The following is a 20,698-nucleotide window of genomic DNA, read 5'->3' on the forward strand; positions in this document are numbered from 1 at the left end:
TCCGGCGGGTCACTTGCGGTCTTCTCGTACGCATGTTCGAATGATGGTCATGCGCTGGGAGAACCTCTCCGCTCCCCCGGACGAGGGGCATCCCGACGGGCCGGCGCCAGCGACTCCACCCCTGCCGCTGGCGCTGCCCGGCGCGGTCGCCCGCACCTTCGACACCCCCGGCTTCGCCGGCATGACCTTCTACGAGGTGCGGGCCAGGTCGATCATCAACCGGGTGCCCGGCACCTCCCGGGTTCCGTTCCAGTGGACGATCAACCCGTACCGGGGATGCAGCCATGCCTGCGTTTATTGCTTCGCCAGGAACACTCACACCTACCTCGACCTGGACGCCGGTGCGGACTTCGACCGGAAGGTGATCGTCAAGGTCAACGCCGGTGAGCTGGTCCGCCGCGAGCTGGCCGCCCCGCGCTGGCGGGGCGCGCACGTGGCGATGGGCACCAACGTGGACTGCTACCAGCGGGCCGAGGGGCGCTACCGGCTGATGCCGCCGATCATCGAGGCGCTGCGCGATTTCGCCAACCCGTTCTCCATCCTCACCAAGGGCACGTTGATCCTGCGTGACCTGCCGCTGCTGCGGCAGGCCGCCGAGGTGACCCGGGTCGGCGTCTCCTACTCGGTGGGTTTCGTGGACGAGGCGCTGTGGCGGGCGGTCGAGCCGGGCACCCCGAGCCCCCGCCGCCGGCTCGACGCGGTGCGGCAACTGACCGACGCCGGCTTCGAGGTCGGGGTGCTGATGGCGCCGATCCTGCCCGGGCTCAGCGACACCGACGAGTCGATCGACGCCACCGTCGCCGCGGTCGCCGCGGCCGGGGCGACCAGCGTGACCCCGCTGGCGCTGCACCTGCGCCCCGGCGCCCGGGAGTGGTACGCGCAGTGGCTGGCCGGCGCGTTCCCGCACCTGGTCCCCCGCTACCGCGAGCTGTACGGCTCCGGGGCGGCCTACGCGCCGCAGACGTACCAGCGGGAGCTGACCGCGCGGGTGCGGATCGCGGCCCGCCGGCACGGGCTGCACCGGGCCGAGCCCGGCGACGACCACCGGTCGTCGACGCCGCCCGCCCCGCCCGCCGCCGAGCAACTCACGCTGCTCTAGCCGGCCGGGGCTACCCTGCCGGAATGCGGGAGACCATCGATGCGGCGCTGCGCCGGCAGCGGATCGCGGTCGTGCTGGCGGTCGTCGTCGGGTTGCTCACGAGCGTCGGCACCGGGGCGGGACGTGACACGGCGAATCTGCTGGCTCTGCTGCCACTCATCGTCTGCGTCGGCTTCCTGGTGAGGCAGTTCCGGCTGCCGCCGAGCGGTGACGACCTGCGGGTGGACGAGCGGGAACGGGCCCTGTACGCCCCGCCCCGCGGCGGTGTCACCCTGGTCCCGCTGCTGGTCGGCCTCGGGGCGTACCAGACGGCGAACAGCTGGCCCCGGGCCGGGGACGGCTCCTTCCGGCTGGCGCTGGCGGTCTCGTTCGCGCTCCTCACGGTCGTGTTCGCCGTGCTGTTCTGGCAGCGGGTGCCCGGGGTGGAGCTGACCCCGGAGGGGATCACCCACCGCCGTCACGAGCGGCAGTGGTTCGTACCGTGGGCGGACCTGGACCCGGCGGGACGGGTGGGGTCACCGCGCGGGTCGGGGGTGGTCTCGCTGCCGCTCGGCCGCCCCGGGTCGAACCGCGAGGGCCGGGGCCGCGGGTCGGTGGCGGTCCGCGACCTGGACGTGGCGCCCGAACGGATCGCCGCCGCGATCCGGCACTACCTGACCCACCCCGGGGAGCGCGCGGAGATCGGCACGCCGCAGGGGTGGGCGCGGCTACGCCGCGCGCTCGACGGCGAGGCCTGAGCGGCGGGGATAGAGTCGGCTGATGCGTACCGCTCAGCAGATCCTCGCCGACTCGGCCGTGATCGCCGTCGTGGGCGCGTCCCGCGACCCGCGCAAGGCCGCGCACAGCGTGCCGTTGCAGATGCAGCGGTACGGCTGGCGGATCATCCCGGTCAACCCGACGGTCGACGAGCTCTTCGGTGAGAAGGCGTACCCGACGTTGGCGGACATCCCGCACCCGGTCGACCTGGTGGACGTGTTCCGGCCGGCGGCGGACGCCGTGCAGGTGGTCCGGGACGCGGCGGCGATCGGAGCGCCGGCGGTCTGGTTGCAGCTGGGCATCGTCTCGGCCGAGGCGCGGCGGATCGCCGAGGAGGCCGGGATGGAGTACGTCGAGGATCGCTGCCTGATCGTCGAGCGGGCCGCCGCCGGGCTCACCCGGCTCGGCTGAGCCGGTCCTCAGCCGACGCCACCCGGTTTTTCACAGTGCAACTGCATTGACACCCTCCCGGGAGCCGTTAACATTGCGACTGCAATGTAAAGCTTCTCGGGAGGGGGTGACCGGTGCGCGAGAGCCGGCTCGCCGTACCGCCCCTGCTGCGGCGGGCGGTCGCGTACGAAATGGGGATGTGGCGCAGCCTCTACCGGTGGATTTTGCGCCGACCGCCCGCCCTGGAACCGGGGGCCGAGGCGTTCAGCTACCTCGGGGTGGTCCGGCCGATCCTCGGCGTCTTCATCGGGCTCTCGGCGATCGAGATCCCGGTCTTCGACCTGATCATCAGCCGCACCGTGCCCTGGGAGTGGGTACGGACGCTGGCGCTGGTCCTCGGCGCCTGGGGCCTGCTCTGGATGATCGGCCTCTTCGCCAGCCTGCGCCTGCACCCGCACGTCGTCGGTGACGCCGGCCTGCGGGTCCGCAACGGCACCACGGTCGACTTCACCCTCCCCTGGTCGGCGATCGCCACGCTCGACGCCCGCTACCGCTCGCTGCCCTCCAGCCGGACCCTCCAGTTCGAGGAGACCGGCGACGGCGGGCTGGTGCTGAACGTCGGTACGGGCAGCCAGACCAGCGTGGACGTCGCCCTTCGGGCGCCGCTCGCCGTCCCGCTGGCCAAGGGCCCGAGCGAGCCGGTGACCGAACTCCGCCTGTACGCCGACGATCCGACCGGGCTGGTGGCCTGCGCCCGGCGGCACCTGGCCGGCCACCTCTCCGGCTCGGGGAGTTGAGGAGCGGCGAGCCTGGCACGCCGGCCCTACCCTGCGAGCCATGTCCTCCCTGCGGCCCGGCCGCGCACCGTCGCTCGGCGACGGACTCTGGTCCCGGCGGTTGCTCTCGCTCGCGGTCGCCACGGCGGTGACGGCGGCGGTGGCCACGCCGCTGCTGCGGGCGCCCCGATTCGAGTTCGGCGGCGCCATCTGCCTGTTCTGGCTGATGGTGGGCGCGGACCAACTGGCGAACCGCTGGTGGCCGCGGCGGGACGCCCGCCTGGTCTGGACGGCGCGGGTGGCCGGCCGGGACGCGGTCGAGCCCGGGCTGGTGGCCCGCCGGTCGCTGGCGGGCTGGGCGGACCTGGCGACGGGTCTGGCCTGGGTCGGCGGGGGCGCGCTGACCGCGATCTCCCTACCGCCTGCCGACCAGCAGTGGGGCCGGGTCCTGCGGGTGCTGCTCATCCTCGGCCTGGCGGCGGGACTGGGGTGGGCCGCCTACCGGGAGGTCCGCTTCACCGGGCGGTTGGCGCTCACCGCCAGCGGGATCCGGTACGGCTCTCGACGGTACGACTGGACCAACGTCGACCGTGCCGTCCCGCGCAGGAGGGACGGCCGGTTCGACGGCGTACGGCTGCGGCAGGTGATCCGACGCCCGCTGGAGCTGGATCCGGTGGTCGGCGGTCGGGACACGGCGGTCCCGGAGGAGCGGCTCGTGGCCGCGATCGAGGAGTACCGGCAGCGCGCGCAGGTGCTCGCGGGCGGGCCGGTCACCGCGCCGGAGCCGATCGCGGACCCGGAAGCTGCGCCCCCCGCGCCCAGCGACAGGTGACCGGAGGGGCCCCTGCGCGTCGACAGCGGCCCCTCCGCACCCGTCAGAGCTTGTACTCCTTGAGCAGGCCGCGGGAGATGATCGTCTTCTGGATCTCCGACGTCCCCTCGCCGATGAGCAGGAACGGGGCCTCCCGCATCAGTCGCTCGATCTCGTACTCCTTGGAGTAGCCGTAGCCGCCGTGGATGCGGAACGCCTCCTGGACGACCTCGGCGCAGTACTCGGAGGCGAGCAGCTTGGCCATCCCGGCCTCGACGTCGTTGCGCTGGCCGGCGTCCTTGAGCCGGGCGGCGTTGACCATGAGGGCGTGCGCGGCCTCGATCTTGGTGCCCATCTCGGCGAGCTTGAAGGCGATCGCCTGGTGCTTGGCGAGGGGCTGGCCGAAGGTGCGGCGCTGCTGGGCGTACTGCACGGCCAGTTCGAAGGCGCGGATGGAGATGCCGCAGGCGCGGGCGGCGACGTTGACCCGGCCGACCTCGATGCCGTCCATCATCTGGTAGAAGCCGCGGCCGACCTGGTCGGCGCCGCCGAGGACGGCGGACGCGGGGACCGTGACGCCGTCGAGCACCATCTCGGTGGTCTCGACGCCCTTGTAGCCCATCTTGTCGATCTTGCCGGGGATGGTCAGGCCGGGCGCGGTCTCGCCGAAACCGGGCTCCTTCTCCAGCAGGAAGGTGCTCATGTTGCCGTAGACCGACTCGGCGCCGGTGTCGGTCTTGACCAGGGTGGCCACCACCGAGGAGTACGCCCCGTTGGTCAGCCACATCTTCTGGCCGTTGAGGACGTAGTTGTCGCCGTCGCGGACCGCCTTCGACTTGATCGCCGAGACGTCGGAGCCGGTCTCGGGCTCGGACATGGAGAAGGCGCCGCGCACCTCGCCGGTGGCCATCCTCGGCAGCAGCCGGGCCTTCTGCTCGGCGGAGCCGTGCTGGGAGATCAGGTACGCCACGATGAAGTGGGTGTTGACGATGCCGGAGATCGACATCCAGCCCCGCGACAACTGCTCGACCACCAGCGCGTAGGTCAGCAGGGACTCGCCCAGGCCGCCATACTCCTCGTCGATGGTGAGACCGAACAGGCCCATCTCGCGCATCCCGTCGAGGATGTCGGTCGGGTACTCGTCGGCGTGCTCCAGGCGCTGGGCGTGCGGGATGATCTCCTTGTCCGCGAACTCCCGGACGGTTTCCAGAATCGACCGCTGCACGTCGGTCAGGCCGGGCGTCTGGGCGAGTCGGGCCATCTCAGCCTCCGGGGGATCGGCGCATTACTCATGGGTAACTGAACGCTCGGTCAGTATCGGCCTCCGGGCCTGCCGCGCCAAGGTGACCAGTCCACACAACCGCTGTGAAAAGGTTCACCGCTACGGGTAGCGTCCGCAAGAGAGAACCCCAGTGACCTGCGGCGGAGAGGCGGACGGGGTGAGCTATCCACCACCGGGCGAGCCGGACCAGCCCCCCTCGCCGTACGAGCAGCCGGGTCGCCCCGGCGACCGGTCCGGCTGGGACCGCCCGTCCGAGTCCGACCAGTGGGGCCGCTCCGGCGAGCAACCCCAGTGGGGCCAGCCCGCCGACCAGCCCGGCGGGGGCCGGCCGGGGGACCAGGCGCAGTGGGGGCAGGGCGGCGACCAGCAGTGGGGCCAGAGCGGTGACCAGCCGCAGTGGGGTCGTCCCGAACACCCGCAGTGGGGCCAGCAGCCGCCCTACCCGCCGCAGGGCCCGTACGGGCAGTACGGGCCGCCTCCGGGCGGTGGCGGCGGCCCCAACGCGCTGGCGATCCTGTCGCTGGTCTTCGCGTTCGTCTTCGCCCCGGCCGGGATCGTCCTCGGCCACCTGGCCAAGCGACAGATCCGGCGCAGCGGCGAGCAGGGCGACCAGCTCGCCACCTGGGGGCTGATCCTCAGCTACGTCTTCACCGCGATCGGACTGCTGATCTGCTGCGGCTGGATCGCCCTGGCCATCTGGGCCAACCCGGACGGCGGCAACACCTACAACTGACCGTCAGCGGAACTGCGACTCGCGCACGCTGTTGCCGCCGTCGACCACCAGCATCTGTCCGGTGATGTACGACGCGGCCGGCGAGCAGAGGAAGGCGATCGCCGCGGCCACCTCGTCCGGGGTGCCGGGGCGGCCGACCGGGGTACCGAGGCCCTGCCGGATCTCCGCCACGGTGGAGGCGGCGGTGTGGATGGTCCCCGGGGCCACCGAGTTCACGGTCACCCCGTCGGCGATCATCTCCATCGCCAGCGCCCGGGTCAGCCCGACCACCCCGGCCTTCGCCGCCGCGTACGCCGCCTCGGTGGGCAGCGCGTTGACCGGCCCGGCGGTGGCGGCCAGGTTGACGATCCGCCCCCAGCCCCGCTCGGCCATCCCGCCGATGAAGGCGCGGCTGCACAGGAAGGCGGTGGTCAGGTTCCGGTCGATCTCGCCCCGCCACTCGTCGTAGCTGAGCTGCACCACCGGGCGCAGCACCTCGGGGCTGGCCCGGCTGGCCAGGCCGGCGTTGTTGACCAGTACCTCGACGTCGCCGAGCTGCTCGGCCACCGCGTCGGCGAGCGCGCCGACCTCCGACTCGTCGGTGAGGTCGGCGACGAAGCCGGTCACGCCCAGCTCACCGGCCCGCTCGTGGATGCGCCGGGTGGTGGAGACGATCGCGACCCGGGCGCCGAGGTCGGAGAGCCGGCGGGCCGTGGCGTACCCGATGCCGTCCGGGCTGCCCGCCCCGGTGACCAGGGCGACCCGCCCGTCGAGGCGCATGGTCACCGGCTCGGCCAGCGGCGCCGGCTCGTCCTGGTCGGCCGACCCGGCGGTGGCGACGGCGCGGGTCCGCCGGGGCAGCCCGGGACGGCTCACGTCCCGCCTCGGTCGGGTGCCGGAACGGTCCGCGCCGCGCGCGTCGATAGCCATGCCGCGATCCTGCCCGGTCGGGACGGCCCGGGCAACGCGGCACCCGGTGCCGGGGACCTCGGATTTGCCCCACCGTGGCTACCCTGACGGCGCACCCACACGCGACGGAGAGACCTCATGACCTATCCCCCGCCCGCCGGCGGCTGGAACGAACCCCCGGCCGACCCGACCCTCCCGGTCAGCGGCCAGCCGATCCCCGCCCAGCCGACCGGCCAGGACCCGTACGCCCCGGCCGCCCCGTACCCGGGCGCGCCGCCGTACCCGCCCCAGGCCGCGCCGGCCGACCCGTACGCCGCCGCCGCCGCTGCCTACCCGACCGGGCCGGCCTACCCCGGCTACGGCTACCCGACGGCGCCCAAGACCAACAGCATGGCGATCGCCGCCCTGGTGCTCTCCCTGGTCGGCTTCGCCTCCTGCATCACGGCGCCGATCGGCGCGATCCTCGGCCACGTGGCCCGCAAGCAGATCCGGGAGACCGGTGAGGGCGGCGAGGGCATGGCGAAGGCCGCCATCATCGTCGGCTGGATCCTCACCGGCCTGTTGCTGCTGCTCATCGCCTTCTACATCGTGATCATCGTGCTGGCGATCGCCGACACCAGCAGCGGGGGCAGCGACTTCTGAGCGAGCGGCGGGCCGCCCCGGGCGCCCGGGGCGGCCCGCCGGCTCACTCCGAGGGCGGGGTGAAGGTGGAGGTGCGGCTCATCCCGGCCGCGCGTCCCTTGGCCGCGATCACCAGGGCCATCTTCCGGGACGCCTCGTCGATCATCTCGTCGCCGAGCATCACCGCGCCGAGCTTGCCGCCGGCCTCCGAGGTGTAGTGCTCGTACGCGTCGAGGATCAGCTCGGCGTGGTCGTAGTCGGACTGGGCCGGCTGGTAGACCTCGTTGGCGGCGTCGATCTGGCCCGGGTGCAGCACCCACTTGCCGTCGAAGCCGAGCGCCGCCGAGCGCTTCGCCACCTCGCGGAACGCCTCCACGTCGCGGATCTGGAGGAACGGCCCGTCGATGGCCTGCTTGTCGTGCATCCGCGCGGCCATCAGGATGCGCATCAGGATGTAGTGGTACGGGTCGCCCGGGTAGTCGGGGATCAGCGCGCCGACCACCAGCGACTTCATGTTGATCGAGGCCATGAAGTCGGCCGGGCCGAAGATGATGGTCTCCACCCGGGGCGAGGCGGCCGCGATGGCGTCGACGTTGACCAGGCCGGCGGCGTTCTCGATCTGCGCCTCGATGCCGATCCGGCCGACCTCCAGGCCGAGGGTCTTCTCGATCTGGGTCAGGGTGAGGTCCAACCACTGCACCTGGGCCGCGTTCTGCACCTTCGGCAGCATGATGCAGTCGAGGTTGGCGCCGGCGCCCTCGACCACCTCGATGACGTCCCGGTAGGTCCACGGGGTGGTGAGGTCGTTGACCCGGACCACCCGGGTCTTGCCGGCCCAGTCGCCCTCGTTGAGCGCGGCGACGATGTTCTTGCGCGCGTCCGGCTTGGCCAGCGGGGCGACCGCGTCCTCCAGGTCGAGGAAGACCTGGTCGGCCGGCAGGCCCTGGGCCTTGCCGAGCATCTTGACGCTGGAACCGGGTACCGCGAGGCAGGACCGGCGGGGGCGACCGACAGCGGCCATGGATGCGCTCCTTCCAGCGTCCGGCGGTCCCGCCGACGCCACCTGAAATTAACCGGGAACTGAACGATCCCAAAGGGCGTTGTGACGCCACGGTAACCTCGTGCCGTGACCGGGGTGAATGGACCTGTGGAAGATCTCACTGGGCGCCGGATCGTGGTGGTGACCGGGGCCAGCTCCGGCATCGGCCTCGCCGCCGCCGTGGAGTTGGCCCGACGCGGCGACCAGGTGGTGCTGGTCGGGCGGGACCCGGCCCGCCTCCAGGCCGCCGGGGACCGGGTACGCGAGGCCGCCGGCGAGCGCCCCGAGCTGTTCCGCGCCGACTTCGCCGTGCTCGACGACGTGCGTGGGCTCGCCGAGCGGCTCCGGTCCACGTACGACCGGATCGACGTGCTCGCCAACAACGCCGGGGCGATCGTGCTGCAACCGCTCACCACGGTGGACGGATTCGAGCTGTCGATCCAGGCCAACCACCTCGCCCCGTTCCTGCTCAGCAATCTGCTGGCCGACCGGATCGGCCGGCTGGTGGTGACCGCCTCCGGTGCGCACCGCAGCGGGGTGCTGGACCCGGACGATCTCAACGCCGCCCTGCGCCGCTACCGCCCGATCCAGGCGTACGGCACCAGCAAGCAGGCCAACATCCTCTTCGCCGCCGAGGCGGCCCGACGCTGGCCGGGCGTCCCGGCGTACTCCTTCCATCCCGGCGTGGTGCGGACCCGGTTCGGCAACGACAGCCGGCTGGTCGCCCTGGGCATGCGGCTCCTGCCGTTCCGCAGCCCGGAGAAGGGCGCCGAGACGCTGGTCTGGCTGGCCAACCAGGACCCGTCGCGGCTGGTGAACGGCGCCTACCACGCGGACCGGCGTCTGCGCCGTCCGCTGCGCAAGGCGGCCGACCCGCAGCTCGCCGCGCGGCTCTGGGAGGCCAGCGCCAAGGCCGTCGGCCTCGGCGACTGACGGCTCTTCCGGTGTCGACCGCCGCTGCGCCGCTGCCATACTCCGCCCAATGACCACAGGCACAGACCCCACCGGCAGCACGGCCGACCCCGCGAGCCCGCTCACTCGCTGAGGTGCACCGGCACGCTCGTCACCACCACCCCCGGCAGCGGCCGTAACGCCTGCCGCAGCCGCTGCTCCGCCCGGCTGTGCAGCGGCCGGTGCCAGCGACGACGCAGCACCACCTCCGGCACGATCACCGTCAACATCAGCTCCGGCGCCGCGTCGTGCAGCGCCTCCAGGTAGTGCGCCAACGGCCCGATCACCGCCCGGTACGGCGACACGATGGTCTCCAGCCGGACGTGGTCCCCCCAGGCGCGCCACTGCTCCCGGAACCGGTCCGCCTCCGCCTCCTCCGGCGCCAGGTGCACGGCCAGCGTCGGCCGGCCCAGCGACACCGCGTACGCCAGGGCGCGAAGCGACGCCCGGTTGAGCCGGGCCACCGGAACCACCACCAGGTGCCGCACCTGCTGGGGCAGCTCCTCCCCCTCGCCCGGCCCCGCCGGCAACCCCGGACCGGCGGGCGGGCGCGGGGCCAGGGCTGCGTGCAGCGTCCGGTAGTGCCGGTGCACCCGTTGCAGGAGCAGCACCAGCAGGGGTACGGCGAGCACCACCAGCCAGGCGCCCTCGGTGAACTTGCTGACCGCGGCGGTGACCAGCACCAGCCCGGAGAGGACGGCCCCGACCCCGTTGACCGCCAGCCGCCGCCGCCAGCCCGGCCCGCGCCGACGGCGCCAGTGCACCACCATGCCGGTCTGGGAGAGGGTGAACGCCAGGAAGACGCCCACCGCGTAGAGCGGGATCAGCGACCCGGTGCGCCCCCGGAAGAGCACGAAGACCACCGCGGCGGCGACCGCGAGGGCGGTCAGCCCGTTGCTGAACGCCAACCGGTCCCCCATGTGCAGGAACCGGCGGGGCGCGTGACCGGCGCGGGCCATGAAGAAGAGCAGCCGGGGGAAGCCGTTGAACGCCGTGTTCGCCGCGAACAGCAGGATCAGCGCCGTCGCGGCCTGGACCAGGGCGTACCAGGGGCCGGTGGGGAAGGTGACCCGGGCCAGCCGGGACACCAGGGTCTCGCCGGGGGCGGGCACCAGACCGGTCAGGTGGATCAGCCCGGTCAGCCCGACGAAGAGCACCACCAGCATGGCCACCATCCAGCCGAGCGTGCTGCGGGCGTTGCGCCACTCCGGCGGGCGGAACGCCGGCACCGCGTTCGACACCGCCTCGATGCCCGCCATCGACACCGCCCCCGAGGCGAACGCGCGCAGCACCAGCAGCAGGCCGAGCCCCTCGACCGCCGGCACCGGCGGCGGGGGCAGCGGCCGGAATCCCCGGCCCGCCGCCTGGAGCCAGCCCACCACCAGCACCGCGCCCAGCGCGACCACGAACGCGTACGTGGGGAGCACGAAGAGCCGACCTGCGGTGCGGACCCCCCGCAGGTTGCCGGCGAGCAGGCCGGCGATCACCAGCACGCCCAGCGGCACGGTCAGCGGGACGAGCCCGGGCAGCGCCGAGGTGACCGCGTGCATCCCGGCGGCCACCGACACGGCCACGGTCAGCACGTAGTCGATCATCAGCCCGGCGGCGGCCGCCAGGCCCGCCCCGGCGCCGAGGTTCTCCCCCGCCACCACGTAGGAGCCGGCACCGTGCGGATAGGCCACGATGGTCTGCCGGTACGACACGCCCACCGCGACCATCAGCACCACCAGCACGGCGGCCAGCGGCAACGACAGCGCCAACGCGCCGCTGCCGGCGAGCAGCAGCACGCCCAGCATCGCCTCCGGGCCGTACGCCACCGAGCTGAGCAGGTCGGAGGAGAGCACCGGCAGCGCCACCAGCTTGCGCATCCGCTCGTACAGCACGGCGGCGCTGGTCAGCGGCGGGCCGAGGACCGCGCGCCGGGCCCGGGTCAGCGCCCGGCCGAGGCGGGAGCCGGGCAGGTTGGCCCGCTCGGTCGCCACCAGCTCGTCCGGCTCCACCGGGCGGAACAGCGCGATCGGCGCCAGCCGGCCGAACCGCCCCGGCTGAGGACGTCCCGGCCGCCGGCCGAGGGTCGGATCGACGGGCAGCTCACCGGCGTCCCCCGGGCGCCAGCGGTGACCGATGCGGCGCAGCGTGTCCAGCTCCGCGGGGGCCAACGGCGGGAACTCGGCCGACGGGGTGACGACCGTGCCGTTGTCGTCCCCGTCCTCGCCCCGCTGCCCTCGCGCCATCCGCCGCCGTCACCCCCTCTGGCACTCTCACGCGGCGGAGGCGATCACGGGGGCGGAACAGCCGTACTCGCCCCGCAGCGGCCGACCGCGCGCCGCGCCGGGCCGGACCTCCGTGCGGGTGGTCCTCCGCGCGGCGGGGGGTCAGGGAGCGGGTGGGGCGGCGTCGGCCGGGACCGGGGCCGGCGCGGGACGGCGGCCGGCGCGGGCTCCGCCGAGCACCACCACGGCCACCCCGGCCAGTAGCAGCGCCAGCCCCGGCAGGGCCAGCGGGCGGGGAAGCTGACCCAGCCACACCCAGCCGATCAGCGCCGCGCCCGGCGCCTCCAACAGGACCAGCACGCTGATCGTGGTCGCCGAGACCCGCCGCAGGGCATAGTTGAACATCGAGTGGCCGAGCAGTTGGGCGCCGGCCACCAGCCCGAGGATGGCCAGCCAGGTGCTCGTGGCGTAGCCGGTCAGCGGCACCCCGCCGACCAGGCAGACCACCAGCAGGAGCAGCGCGCAGACGCCGTAGCAGATGGTGGTGTAGGTGGCGGTGCTGATGGTGGCGCGGGCCCGCTCGCCGAACGCGGTGTAGACCGCCGCGAACATGCCACCGGTCACCGCCAGCAGGTCACCGGCGAAGGCCCGGCCGGAGGCGGCGAAGTCGGCGCCGGTGGCCAGCACCGCGCCGGTCACGGCCACGGCGATGCCGGCCCAGACGGCGTACGGCAGGTGCCGGCCCTGCCAGCGGGCGATCAGCCCCTGCCACACCGGCTGGGTGGCGCCCAGCGCGGTGGCCGCGGCGACCGAGGTGAGCTGCGCGCTCGGCATCCAGGTGGCGAAGTGGGCGGCCAGCGCCACCCCGGAGAGCACGCAGTAGAGGCCCTCCCGCCGGCCCGCCCCGACGGTCAACGCCCGGAACTCCGACCGACGGCGGGCCAGCGAGAACGGGCCGATCACGCCGACCGAGAGCAGATTGCGCCAGAAGGCGACGGCCAGCGCCGGGGCCGCCGCGAAGGCGATCAGCGGGGCGGACGACGAGACCGCGGCGACGGCGACGGCGAGGACGCCGGCGGTCAGCGGGTCCACGGGAGGGCGGTACGGGCGGGACGACACGGAGAGCAATCCTCACACAGCACCCGGCGCCACGTTCCGTCAGCGCTCCGTTACGATCATGCGCGTCCGCGCCGGCGACCCCCTCGACGTCCGGAGGCGCTCCCCCATGACCACTGTCCAGGCGGTGCTGTTCGACTTCTTCGGCACCCTCACCCGCGGCGTGCAGCGCGGCGCGGCCCACCAGAGGACCGCCGACCTGCTCGGCTGCCCCGCCGACACCCTCGCCGCGGTGCTCGACCGGACCTTCTACCAGCGGGCCAGCGGTGAGCAGGGCAACGCCGAGGCGACCCTGCGCTGGGTCTGCGCGCAGGCCGGCGTGCACCCCTCCGACACCGCCGTACGGGCCGCGGTGGCCGCCCGGCACCAAGCGGTACGCACCGACACCCGACTGCGCCGGGACGCGGTGTCCGCCCTCGCCGGCCTACGCCGGCTCGGGGTCCGCACCGGCGTCGTCAGCGACTGCACCCACGAGCTGCCGGCGTTCCTGCCGGAGCTGGCGGTCGCTCCCCTGCTCGACGTCTGGATCTTCTCCGTCCAACTCGGCCGGTGCAAACCGGACGCGGCGCTCTACCTCGCCGCCGCGCAACGCCTCGACGTGCGTCCCGAGGACTGCCTCTACGTCGGTGACGGCGGCAGCCGGGAGCTGACCGGCGCGCAGCGGGCCGGGATGACGGCGGTCCGGCTGGCCGCGCCCGACCTGGCCGGCCACCTGGTCTTCGACGCGGAGGAGGGCTGGGAGGGCCCGGTGGTCCAGTCGCTCAGCGAGGTGGTCGAGCTGGTCGGCGCGCTGCCGGCGACCTGCTGACCTGGTCGCCCCGGGCAGCCGGGCCCCGAGCCCGGCCGTCGGGTCAGCGGCGGCGGACCCGGTGCAGGCGGAACGGCTTGCGGGGCGCGCGTACCACCGGGGCGCCGCGCGTTGTCTCGGCCTGCGAATCGTCCGGCAGCTCCCCGCCGGCCTCCGGCGTGCCGGCCGGGGCGAGCCGGTTCAGCGCGCAGCCGTCGGCCTCCCAGCGGGCGACCAGGTCGGCGGTGGGGCCCGGGGCGTTGAGCCGCTTCGCCGCGACCATCGGCGCCGCGTTCTCCCACGCCTCCGTGCCGGGCGTCACCCGGGTCACCCGGGCCGGCCAGGTCACGATCCGCCCCCCGTGGTCGCCGCGCAGGCTCACCCGCGCCCCGGCCGCGTCCGCCAGCCCCGGCGCGGACTGCTCGCCGGGCCCGCTGACCACCAAGAGCGCCCCCTCCAGGGGTACGCACCACAACGCCAGCGCCGGGCCGTCGGAGACGCTCACCCAGGCCACTGCGGCCTTCTTCATCGCCTCGTCGACCAGCGGCGTGGTGACGTGTCCATCCACCTCGTCAGTCACCCCGGCATCCTCCCGCATTCCGGCCGCTCCCGCGCCATCGCCGCCGACCGGGCCCCCTGCTCCCCGCGGGCGTCGACCAGCGGCCCGGCCGGGCGGGTCAGCCGACGAAGGGTGGTACGGCGATCTCACCCCGGGCGATCGGCACCACGTGGCCGGTGACGGTGGCGCCGAGCGCCGCACCGCCCTCGGCGGTCACCGTGCAGGTCAGCACGGACGGGCGGTGGATCTCGAGCCCCTGGTGGACGGTGTACCCGGAGCGTCCCCGCGCGGGGAGCAGCCCGCTGGCCACCAGCCAGACGCCCAGACCGAGGGCGGCCGAGCCGGTCGCCGGGTCCTCCGGCACACCCAGTCCGGGGACGAAGACCCGGGCGTGCGCGGTTTGCGCGTCGGCGTCCCAGGAGAAGACGCTGACATGCTCCACCCCGTACCGCTCCGCCGCCGCCGCGTTGACCCGGGCGCGGGCCACCGCGTCCGGGTGTACCGGGAGGTAGGGGAACTCCAGCCCGCAGCCGGCCACCCGGGGCGCCGGGCCGGCGTGGTCGGCCGCGGTGAGGCCGACCATCTCCAGCAGCGGCTCCGGGTCGAGCTCCGGCCCGAGGGTGGGGGTGCCGCCGGTCAGGGTGGCGCCGGTGGCGGTGACCTCGATCGGAAGCACTCCCGCCCCACATTCCTGGGTGACCTGCCCCACACCGAACATGCCGCGCCGGGCGGCGGTCACCGCCGCGCCCACGCTGGGGTGCCCGGCGAACGGCAGCTCCGCGACCGGGGTGAAGATCCGGGCCCGGTAGGTGGCGCCGACCTGGGTGGGAGGCAGGACGAACACCGTCTCCGACAGGTTGAACTCCCGCGCGAGCGCCTGCATCTGTTCGGTGGCCAGCCCTTCGGCGCCGAAGAGCACGGCCAGCGGGTTGCCGGCGAACGGGCGGTCGGTGAAGACGTCCACGATCTCGTAGGCCAAGGTCGACATGTTGATAAACACTAGGCGCTTAGGCTGGTGCCCGTGAGCACGCCGAACCGGGTCTACATCGCCCGACTCGCCGGAGTCGCCGTCTTCGACCCGAACGGCGACCAGGTGGGGCGGGTCCGCGACGCGGTTGCCCGGCTCCGGCCGACCCAACGCCCACCCGAAGTGGTGGGTCTGGTCGCCGAGATGCCGATGCGCCGGCGGATCTTCCTGTCCATCAACCGGATCACCAGCATCGACGCCGACGCGGTGGTCCTCGGCAGCGGCACCCTCAACCTGCGTCGCTTCGAGAAGCGCCCGAACGAGCTGCTGGTCCTCCAGGAGCTGCTGGATCGGCGGGTGCAGCTCGACACGGGCCAGCCCGGCGCGGTCGTCGACGTGGCGATGGAGTGCAGCCGCGGCGGCGAGTGGTCGCTGTCCCGGGTCGCGGTCCGGGAGCAGGTCAGCCGGCTAACCCGCCGCGGCCACCTGCACCAGGTCGAGTGGGACCGGGTGCGGGGGCTCAGCGGCATCAACGCCGACAACCGGGGTACGGCCAACCTCCTCGCCGTGCTGGAGGACATGCGCCCGGCCGACCTGGCCAACGCCCTCCAGGACCTCCCGGACACCCGGCGCAACGAGGTCGCGGCGGCGCTGGACGACGAACGCCTCGCCGACGTGCTCAGCGAGCTGCCCGAGCACGACCAGGTGGAGATCCTCGCCGCGCTGGACCGGGAACGGGCCGCCGACGTGCTGGAGGAGATGGACCCGGACGACGCCGCCGACCTGCTCAACGAGCTGCCCCCGCCGGAGCAGGACGTGCTGCTGGACCTGATGGAGCCGGGCGAGGCCGACCCGGTCCGCCAGCTGCTGCGCTACGCCTCCGGCACGGCCGGCAGCGTGATGACCTCCGAGCCGGTGATCCTGCCGCCGGACGCGACCGTGGCGGAGGCGCTGGCCCGGATCCGGGAGGAGCAGCTCTCCCCGGCCGTGGCGGCGCAGGTCTTCGTCACCCGCGCCCCGATGACCACCCCCACCGGCCGCTACCTGGGCATGGTGCACTTCCAGCGGCTGCTCCGGGAGCCCCCGGCGGACCTGCTGGGCGGGGTGGTGGTCAACGACATCGACCCGCTGCGCCCGACCACCCCGCTGCCCGAGATCACCCGCCGGATGGCCACCTACGACCTGGTGGCGATGCCGGTGGTGGACCGCAACAACCGGCTGGTCGGCGCGGTGACCGTGGACGACGTGCTCGACCACTCGCTGCCCCCGGACTGGCGGGACCGGGACGCCGTACCGGCCCCGAGCACCGAGGCAGTGGACCGCGCCGATGGCTGAGCAGCGGCGGGCCGAGCGGCTGGACCAGCCGCGCGAGCCCCGGGGCGTCAAGCTGCCCCGGTTCGATCCGGAGGCGTTCGGCCGGTGGTCCGAGGGCATCGCCCGGGGCATGGGCACGGCCAACTTCATCGTCTACATGACGGTGGTGATCGCGCTCTGGTTCGGCTGGAACACGCTGGCCCCGGCGCACCTGCGGTTCGACCCGTACACCTTCACCTTCCTGACCCTGATCCTGTCGTTGCAGGCGTCGTACGCCGCACCGCTGATCCTGCTCGCGCAGAACCGGCAGGCCGACCGGGACCGGGTGGCGCTGGAGGAGGACCGGCGGCGGGCGACCGCCCAGAAGGCGGACACCGAGTACCTGGCCCGGGAGATCGCCACGCTGCGGATCGCGATGGGCGAGGTGGCCACCCGGGACTTCCTCCGCTCCGAGCTGGCCCGGCTGGCGGAGGAGCTGGACGAGGCGGCCCAGCGCCGGCTGCGGCTGGAGCGTCGGCAGCAGGGCAGGGCCGTCCAGCGCGGTGGTGAGGGGCTCGACGAGCCCCGCGACGACCTGGACGGCGACCGCGCCGCCCGGGACGGCGTCCCGGAGAGCTGAGGGCGCGGTCCCGGCCGGGCACCCGCACCGGGGCCATCGATTCGCTCACACCCCGGCCCGGCTCGACGTGGTCGCCGATCACGCCGACGTAACATTGCCCGCATGTCAGCACCCGTCAGCACCGTCAACGACGCGATCCAGGCCGCCCTGGCCACCGTCAACGACCCGGAGATCCGCCGGCCCATCACCGACCTCGGCATGGTCGGCTCCGCCGTGCTCGGCGACGACGGCGTGGTCCGGGTCGAGCTGCTGCTCACCGTGGCCGGCTGCCCGCTGAAGGACAAGCTGCGCACCGACATCACCGCCGCCGTGGGCGCGGTGCCCGGTGTGACGGGTGTCGAGATCGACTTCGGGGTGATGAGCACCGAGCAGCGCCAGGACCTCCAGTCGAAGCTGCGGGGCGGCAGCGCCTCGCAGGAGCCGGTGATCCCGTTCGCGCAGCCCGGCTCCCGCACCCGCGTCTACGCGGTGGCCAGCGGCAAGGGCGGCGTCGGCAAGTCCAGCGTCACGGTCAACCTGGCCGCCGCGCTGGCCGCCCGGGGCCTCTCCGTCGGCGTGGTCGACGCCGACATCTACGGCCACTCGGTGCCCCGGATGCTCGGCGCGGAGGGCAAGCCCACCCGGGTCGAGGACATGATCATGCCGCCGCAGTCGCACGGCGTGAAGGTCATCTCGATCGGCATGTTCACCCCGGGCAACGCGGCCGTGGTGTGGCGCGGCCCGATGCTGCACCGGGCGCTCCAGCAGTTCCTCGGTGACGTCTACTGGGGCGAGCTGGACGTCCTCCTGCTGGACCTCCCCCCGGGCACCGGCGACATCGCCATCTCGGTGGCGCAGCTGCTCCCCAACGCCGAGATCCTGGTGGTGACCACCCCGCAGGCGGCGGCCGCCGAGGTCGCCGAGCGGGCCGGCGCGATCGCCCTGCAGACCCATCAGCGGGTGGTCGGCGTCATCGAGAACATGTCCTGGCTGGAGCTGCCGGACGGCTCGCGGATGGAGGTCTTCGGCGCCGGTGGCGGCGAGGCGGTCGCCGAGTCGCTGAGCCGGACGATCGGCGCGCAGGTGCCGCTGCTCGGTCAGATCCCGATGGACACCCGGGTCCGCGAGGGCGGCGACGCCGGCCAGCCGATCGTGCTGGCCGCGCCGGAGTCCCCGGCCGCCAAGGCGCTGGGCAAGGTCGCCGACCGGCTCGCCATCCGGCGTGAGTCCCTGCTCGGCAAGCCGCTGGGCCTCAAGCCCGCCGGTCGCTGACCTTTCCCGTTCCGGCCGCCGGGCCGGGGCCGCCGGGCCGCCGCAAGACCCGAAAGAGGGGCCTCCCACGTCAGGGAGGCCCCTCTTTCCGTACCCACACAGCCCTCGCGCCGCCCCGCACGGGTCAGGCGAAGGAGTTCCTCACCGCCCTTTGGAGCTGATGACGCCAACGAATCACGCGTCGTTGGTTGATCACCGGCCACCACCCAAGATCGTGCTATTTCCTGGAAGTAGGGGCATCAGTGCAGCGAGAAGCCACTACTTCCAGGAAATAGCACGATCTTGACGGGTCGACGTCACCCCGGCCGGCGGGACGGGACCGGGGCAGGAACCGGGCAGAGGCCGGGGCCGGGGCCGGAGCAGGGGCCGGGGCCGGGGCGGGGTGTTGGCCGCACTGCGGCGCGGAGTGGTCGTGCAGAGGTTTCCTGGCGCGGGGCGAAAGGAGGCGTCAGGTGGCGTCGTCGTAGCTGGGGCGCGGGGCCGGCGCGGGCGAGCCGCCGGTCGCGGTGGCCGGGCGGGCACCGGAGGAGCGCAGGTCCGCGGCGGAGGCCACATCCTTCAACTCGTCGTGCACGCCGGTCACGTCGGAACGGATGTTGTCGTAGACGCCCTGCAACGGCTTGCGGATGGCCGCCTCGTCCTCCTCGCTGAGGAGGTGCTTGCGGATGAACGCCTTCGGGTGGAGGTCCTCCAGCTGGATGTCGGTACCCAGCTCGCGGCTCAGGTCGCCGGTGGCGTTGCGGGCCATGTTGCGCAGGTTGCGCACCAGCCGCAGGCCGTCGTTGATCACGGCGGGCAGCCGGTCACCGAAGATCAGCAGCGCCAGGAGCAGCAGCGCACCGATCTCCCACCAGTTCAGGTTCTCGAACACTGCTGGGCCTCCTCGTCGGCGTCACGCCAAGACTACGCACGTCGGACCGCCAACCGGGAGGGGGTGACCGCTGCTCACTTGGCGTCTGCGGCGAGCGTCACCGAGGCGTTCTGCCGGGCCGAGCCCCGCCGGTACTCCACCGTCACCACCGAGCCCGGCGCGTACTTGCGGACCAGCGCGATCAGGTCGGTCGGCTCGGTCATCGGCCGGCCGTTGAGCTTGACGATCACGTCCCCGGCCTTGAGGCCGGCGCCGGCCGCCGGGCCGGCCGGCTCCACCGCCGCCAGGCGTACGCCGGCCCCGGCGGTGGTGGCGGTCCCGGTCCCGCCCACCTGGGCGCCGATCACCGTACGGCGGGCCTTGCCGGTGCCGATGATGTCCTGGGTGATCCGCTTGGCCTGGTTGATCGGGATGGCGAAGGCGAGCCCGATGTTGCCCGCCTCCTGCCCCTCGCCGACCAGCGACTTGATCGTCGAGTTGACCCCGATCACCCGACCCGCGGAGTCCACCAGCGGGCCACCGGAGTTGCCGTGGTTGACCGCCGCGTCGGTCTGGATCGCCGCGTAGTACCGCACCGGACCACCGGGCTCGCCCGCCTGCATGGTGCGGTCCAGCGCGCTGACGATGCCGGCGGTGACCGTGTTGGCCAGCGAGAGCGGGGAGCCGACGGCGAGCACCGGGTCGCCGACGGCGAGCGCGTCGGAGTCGCCGAACTCGACCGGGCGCAGGCCGGCGCGGTCCACCTTGATGACCGCGATGTCCGACTCCGGGTCCTGCCCGACGAGCCGGGCCGGCGCGGTGCTGCCGTCGTTGAAGACCACCGAGGCCCGGCCGGTGCCACCGGCGACCACGTGGTCGTTGGTGATCACGTGCCCGTCGGCGCTGACGATGAAGCCGGAGCCCTCGCTCGTGCCGCCCAGGCTGGCCACCCGTACGGTCACCACGCTGGGCAGGATCTTCCCGGCGACCCCGGCGAGCGACTCGGGGCGACGCTGGGCGAGCGCCGGCGCCTCGGCGGGGCGGGCGCCCAGCGCCACGCCGCCACCGGCCCCGCCGCGCACCGCGAAGGCGTAGCCGAGGGCGCCACCGAGGGCGCCGGCGAGCAGCGCGACGACCAGCGGGACGAGCAGCAGCTGCCGCAGCGCGGGCCGGCCCGGCGCGTCCGGGTCGGTCACCGGCTCGGGGCCGGCGCCGGGGGTGGGCCCGACCGGGACGACCACCGCGGCGGGCGCGTACGGGTCCCGCCAGGGGTCGGCGAGCGCGTCGGACCACCACGGTGATGTCCCGCCCTGCCCGGCGCCGGGGGGCGCCGTCGGCGGCACAGCCGGCGGCGGCCCGGCCGGCGGTCCCGCCGGTGCCGGTGCCCCACCGGGCCGGCGCCAGTCCCAGCCGTCGGTCACGTCGGTGCCTCCCACTCCGTCCCCGGTTCCCCGTGCCACGGCCTGCAGGGGTGACCGGCGCGGCGAGAGGGGTACCGCCTCCAGGATTGCACGGATGCGTCGGGTGGAGTCAGCTCTTGCCCGGGCGTGATCGTCATCGGCGGACGGCGCGGCTGCGCGGCGGAGGGCTCGCCTCTAGGCTCATACCGCCAACCCGCCCCTCGCACCACTCCCGCCGCCCGGAGGTGTCCCATCGCCACGGTCGCCAGTTCCGGC

The 20,698-nt window shown here is 73.9% G+C and carries 21 protein-coding genes; 12 read left to right on the forward strand and 9 right to left on the reverse strand.

What is annotated here, in order from left to right:
* Positions 1 to 49: 49 nt before the first annotated feature.
* The 5 genes from AC5L3Z_RS15310 to AC5L3Z_RS15330 all read left to right on the forward strand — a co-directional run bounded on the left by AC5L3Z_RS15310 (position 50) and on the right by AC5L3Z_RS15330 (position 3,853).
* The gene (locus AC5L3Z_RS15310; protein WP_494842522.1) at positions 50 to 1,099 is read left to right on the forward strand and encodes an Rv2578c family radical SAM protein; all 1,050 of its coding nucleotides are present in this window, start codon (positions 50 to 52) and stop codon (positions 1,097 to 1,099) included.
* Positions 1,100 to 1,122: 23 nt separating this feature from the next.
* Positions 1,123 to 1,836 (forward strand): hypothetical protein, encoded by a 714-nt coding sequence (locus AC5L3Z_RS15315; RefSeq protein WP_494842523.1) that lies wholly within the window; start codon positions 1,123 to 1,125, stop codon positions 1,834 to 1,836.
* 22 nt (positions 1,837 to 1,858) lie between these two features.
* Positions 1,859 to 2,266: a CoA-binding protein gene (locus AC5L3Z_RS15320; protein WP_494842525.1), complete on the forward strand. Its 408-nt coding sequence runs from the start codon at positions 1,859 to 1,861 to the stop codon at positions 2,264 to 2,266.
* Between the two features lie 113 nt (positions 2,267 to 2,379).
* Complete coding sequence (locus AC5L3Z_RS15325; RefSeq protein ID WP_494842526.1) at positions 2,380 to 3,042, forward strand: PH domain-containing protein; 663 nt, start codon at positions 2,380 to 2,382, stop codon at positions 3,040 to 3,042.
* Positions 3,043 to 3,082: 40 nt separating this feature from the next.
* Positions 3,083 to 3,853, forward strand: coding sequence for a hypothetical protein (locus tag AC5L3Z_RS15330; protein ID WP_494842527.1), 771 nt, complete (start codon positions 3,083 to 3,085; stop codon positions 3,851 to 3,853).
* Positions 3,854 to 3,896: 43 nt separating this feature from the next.
* On the opposite strand, the gene AC5L3Z_RS15335 is transcribed toward AC5L3Z_RS15330, so the two are convergent.
* Entirely contained in the window at positions 3,897 to 5,093 is a 1,197-nt protein-coding gene (locus AC5L3Z_RS15335; RefSeq protein ID WP_494842529.1) for an acyl-CoA dehydrogenase family protein, read from the reverse strand.
* A gap of 178 nt (positions 5,094 to 5,271) precedes the next feature.
* On the opposite strand from AC5L3Z_RS15335, the gene AC5L3Z_RS15340 reads away from it, so the two are divergent.
* The gene (locus AC5L3Z_RS15340; RefSeq protein ID WP_494842530.1) at positions 5,272 to 5,847 is read left to right on the forward strand and encodes a DUF4190 domain-containing protein; all 576 of its coding nucleotides are present in this window, start codon (positions 5,272 to 5,274) and stop codon (positions 5,845 to 5,847) included.
* 3 nt (positions 5,848 to 5,850) lie between these two features.
* Here AC5L3Z_RS15340 and AC5L3Z_RS15345 read toward each other — a convergent pair whose 3' ends face one another.
* On the reverse strand, positions 5,851 to 6,756 hold the full coding sequence (locus tag AC5L3Z_RS15345; protein WP_494842532.1) for an SDR family NAD(P)-dependent oxidoreductase: 906 nt from the start codon (positions 6,754 to 6,756) through the stop codon (positions 5,851 to 5,853).
* 117 nt (positions 6,757 to 6,873) lie between these two features.
* Here AC5L3Z_RS15345 and AC5L3Z_RS15350 point away from each other — a divergent pair, with 117 nt between their 5' ends.
* Positions 6,874 to 7,377: a DUF4190 domain-containing protein gene (locus tag AC5L3Z_RS15350; RefSeq protein WP_494842533.1), complete on the forward strand. Its 504-nt coding sequence runs from the start codon at positions 6,874 to 6,876 to the stop codon at positions 7,375 to 7,377.
* 43 nt (positions 7,378 to 7,420) lie between these two features.
* Here the strand turns inward: AC5L3Z_RS15350 and AC5L3Z_RS15355 are convergent, their stop codons facing one another.
* The gene (locus AC5L3Z_RS15355; RefSeq protein ID WP_334529663.1) at positions 7,421 to 8,377 is read right to left on the reverse strand and encodes an HpcH/HpaI aldolase/citrate lyase family protein; all 957 of its coding nucleotides are present in this window, start codon (positions 8,375 to 8,377) and stop codon (positions 7,421 to 7,423) included.
* A 126-nt stretch (positions 8,378 to 8,503) separates the two neighbouring features.
* Here AC5L3Z_RS15355 and AC5L3Z_RS15360 point away from each other — a divergent pair, with 126 nt between their 5' ends.
* Positions 8,504 to 9,328 (forward strand): SDR family NAD(P)-dependent oxidoreductase, encoded by an 825-nt coding sequence (locus AC5L3Z_RS15360; RefSeq protein ID WP_494842535.1) that lies wholly within the window; start codon positions 8,504 to 8,506, stop codon positions 9,326 to 9,328.
* Positions 9,329 to 9,429: 101 nt separating this feature from the next.
* Here the strand turns inward: AC5L3Z_RS15360 and AC5L3Z_RS15365 are convergent, their stop codons facing one another.
* Entirely contained in the window at positions 9,430 to 11,580 is a 2,151-nt protein-coding gene (locus AC5L3Z_RS15365; protein WP_494842537.1) for an APC family permease, read from the reverse strand.
* Positions 11,581 to 11,721: 141 nt separating this feature from the next.
* Positions 11,722 to 12,687 (reverse strand): DMT family transporter, encoded by a 966-nt coding sequence (locus AC5L3Z_RS15370; RefSeq protein WP_494842539.1) that lies wholly within the window; start codon positions 12,685 to 12,687, stop codon positions 11,722 to 11,724.
* Between the two features lie 97 nt (positions 12,688 to 12,784).
* Here AC5L3Z_RS15370 and AC5L3Z_RS15375 point away from each other — a divergent pair, with 97 nt between their 5' ends.
* Complete coding sequence (locus AC5L3Z_RS15375; RefSeq protein WP_494842541.1) at positions 12,785 to 13,483, forward strand: HAD family hydrolase; 699 nt, start codon at positions 12,785 to 12,787, stop codon at positions 13,481 to 13,483.
* 43 nt (positions 13,484 to 13,526) lie between these two features.
* Here AC5L3Z_RS15375 and AC5L3Z_RS15380 read toward each other — a convergent pair whose 3' ends face one another.
* The gene (locus AC5L3Z_RS15380; protein ID WP_494842543.1) at positions 13,527 to 14,060 is read right to left on the reverse strand and encodes a hypothetical protein; all 534 of its coding nucleotides are present in this window, start codon (positions 14,058 to 14,060) and stop codon (positions 13,527 to 13,529) included.
* 79 nt (positions 14,061 to 14,139) lie between these two features.
* Positions 14,140 to 15,009 carry a PhzF family phenazine biosynthesis protein gene (locus tag AC5L3Z_RS15385; protein ID WP_494842545.1) on the reverse strand — a complete coding sequence of 290 codons (870 nt, stop codon included), beginning with the start codon at positions 15,007 to 15,009 and terminating at the stop codon, positions 14,140 to 14,142.
* 33 nt (positions 15,010 to 15,042) lie between these two features.
* Between AC5L3Z_RS15385 and AC5L3Z_RS15390 the strand changes: the two genes are divergently transcribed.
* From AC5L3Z_RS15390 to AC5L3Z_RS15400, 3 genes are all read left to right on the forward strand, one after another.
* Entirely contained in the window at positions 15,043 to 16,323 is a 1,281-nt protein-coding gene (locus tag AC5L3Z_RS15390; protein WP_494842547.1) for a magnesium transporter MgtE N-terminal domain-containing protein, read from the forward strand.
* The gene (locus AC5L3Z_RS15395) at positions 16,316 to 16,921 is read left to right on the forward strand and encodes a DUF1003 domain-containing protein (protein ID WP_494842549.1); all 606 of its coding nucleotides are present in this window, start codon (positions 16,316 to 16,318) and stop codon (positions 16,919 to 16,921) included. Before AC5L3Z_RS15390 ends, AC5L3Z_RS15395 begins: the two co-directional genes overlap by 8 nt.
* A gap of 102 nt (positions 16,922 to 17,023) precedes the next feature.
* On the forward strand, positions 17,024 to 18,172 hold the full coding sequence (locus AC5L3Z_RS15400; protein ID WP_334615452.1) for an Mrp/NBP35 family ATP-binding protein: 1,149 nt from the start codon (positions 17,024 to 17,026) through the stop codon (positions 18,170 to 18,172).
* A 448-nt stretch (positions 18,173 to 18,620) separates the two neighbouring features.
* Here the strand turns inward: AC5L3Z_RS15400 and AC5L3Z_RS15405 are convergent, their stop codons facing one another.
* Together AC5L3Z_RS15405 and AC5L3Z_RS15410 are read right to left on the reverse strand one after the other, a co-directional pair.
* On the reverse strand, positions 18,621 to 19,043 hold the full coding sequence (locus tag AC5L3Z_RS15405; protein ID WP_494842551.1) for a twin-arginine translocase TatA/TatE family subunit: 423 nt from the start codon (positions 19,041 to 19,043) through the stop codon (positions 18,621 to 18,623).
* 74 nt (positions 19,044 to 19,117) lie between these two features.
* Positions 19,118 to 20,458 carry a S1C family serine protease gene (locus AC5L3Z_RS15410; RefSeq protein WP_494842552.1) on the reverse strand — a complete coding sequence of 447 codons (1,341 nt, stop codon included), beginning with the start codon at positions 20,456 to 20,458 and terminating at the stop codon, positions 19,118 to 19,120.
* Positions 20,459 to 20,698: the final 240 nt, after the last annotated feature.

The sequence above is a fragment of the Micromonospora sp. LZ37 genome, assembly GCF_059359015.1.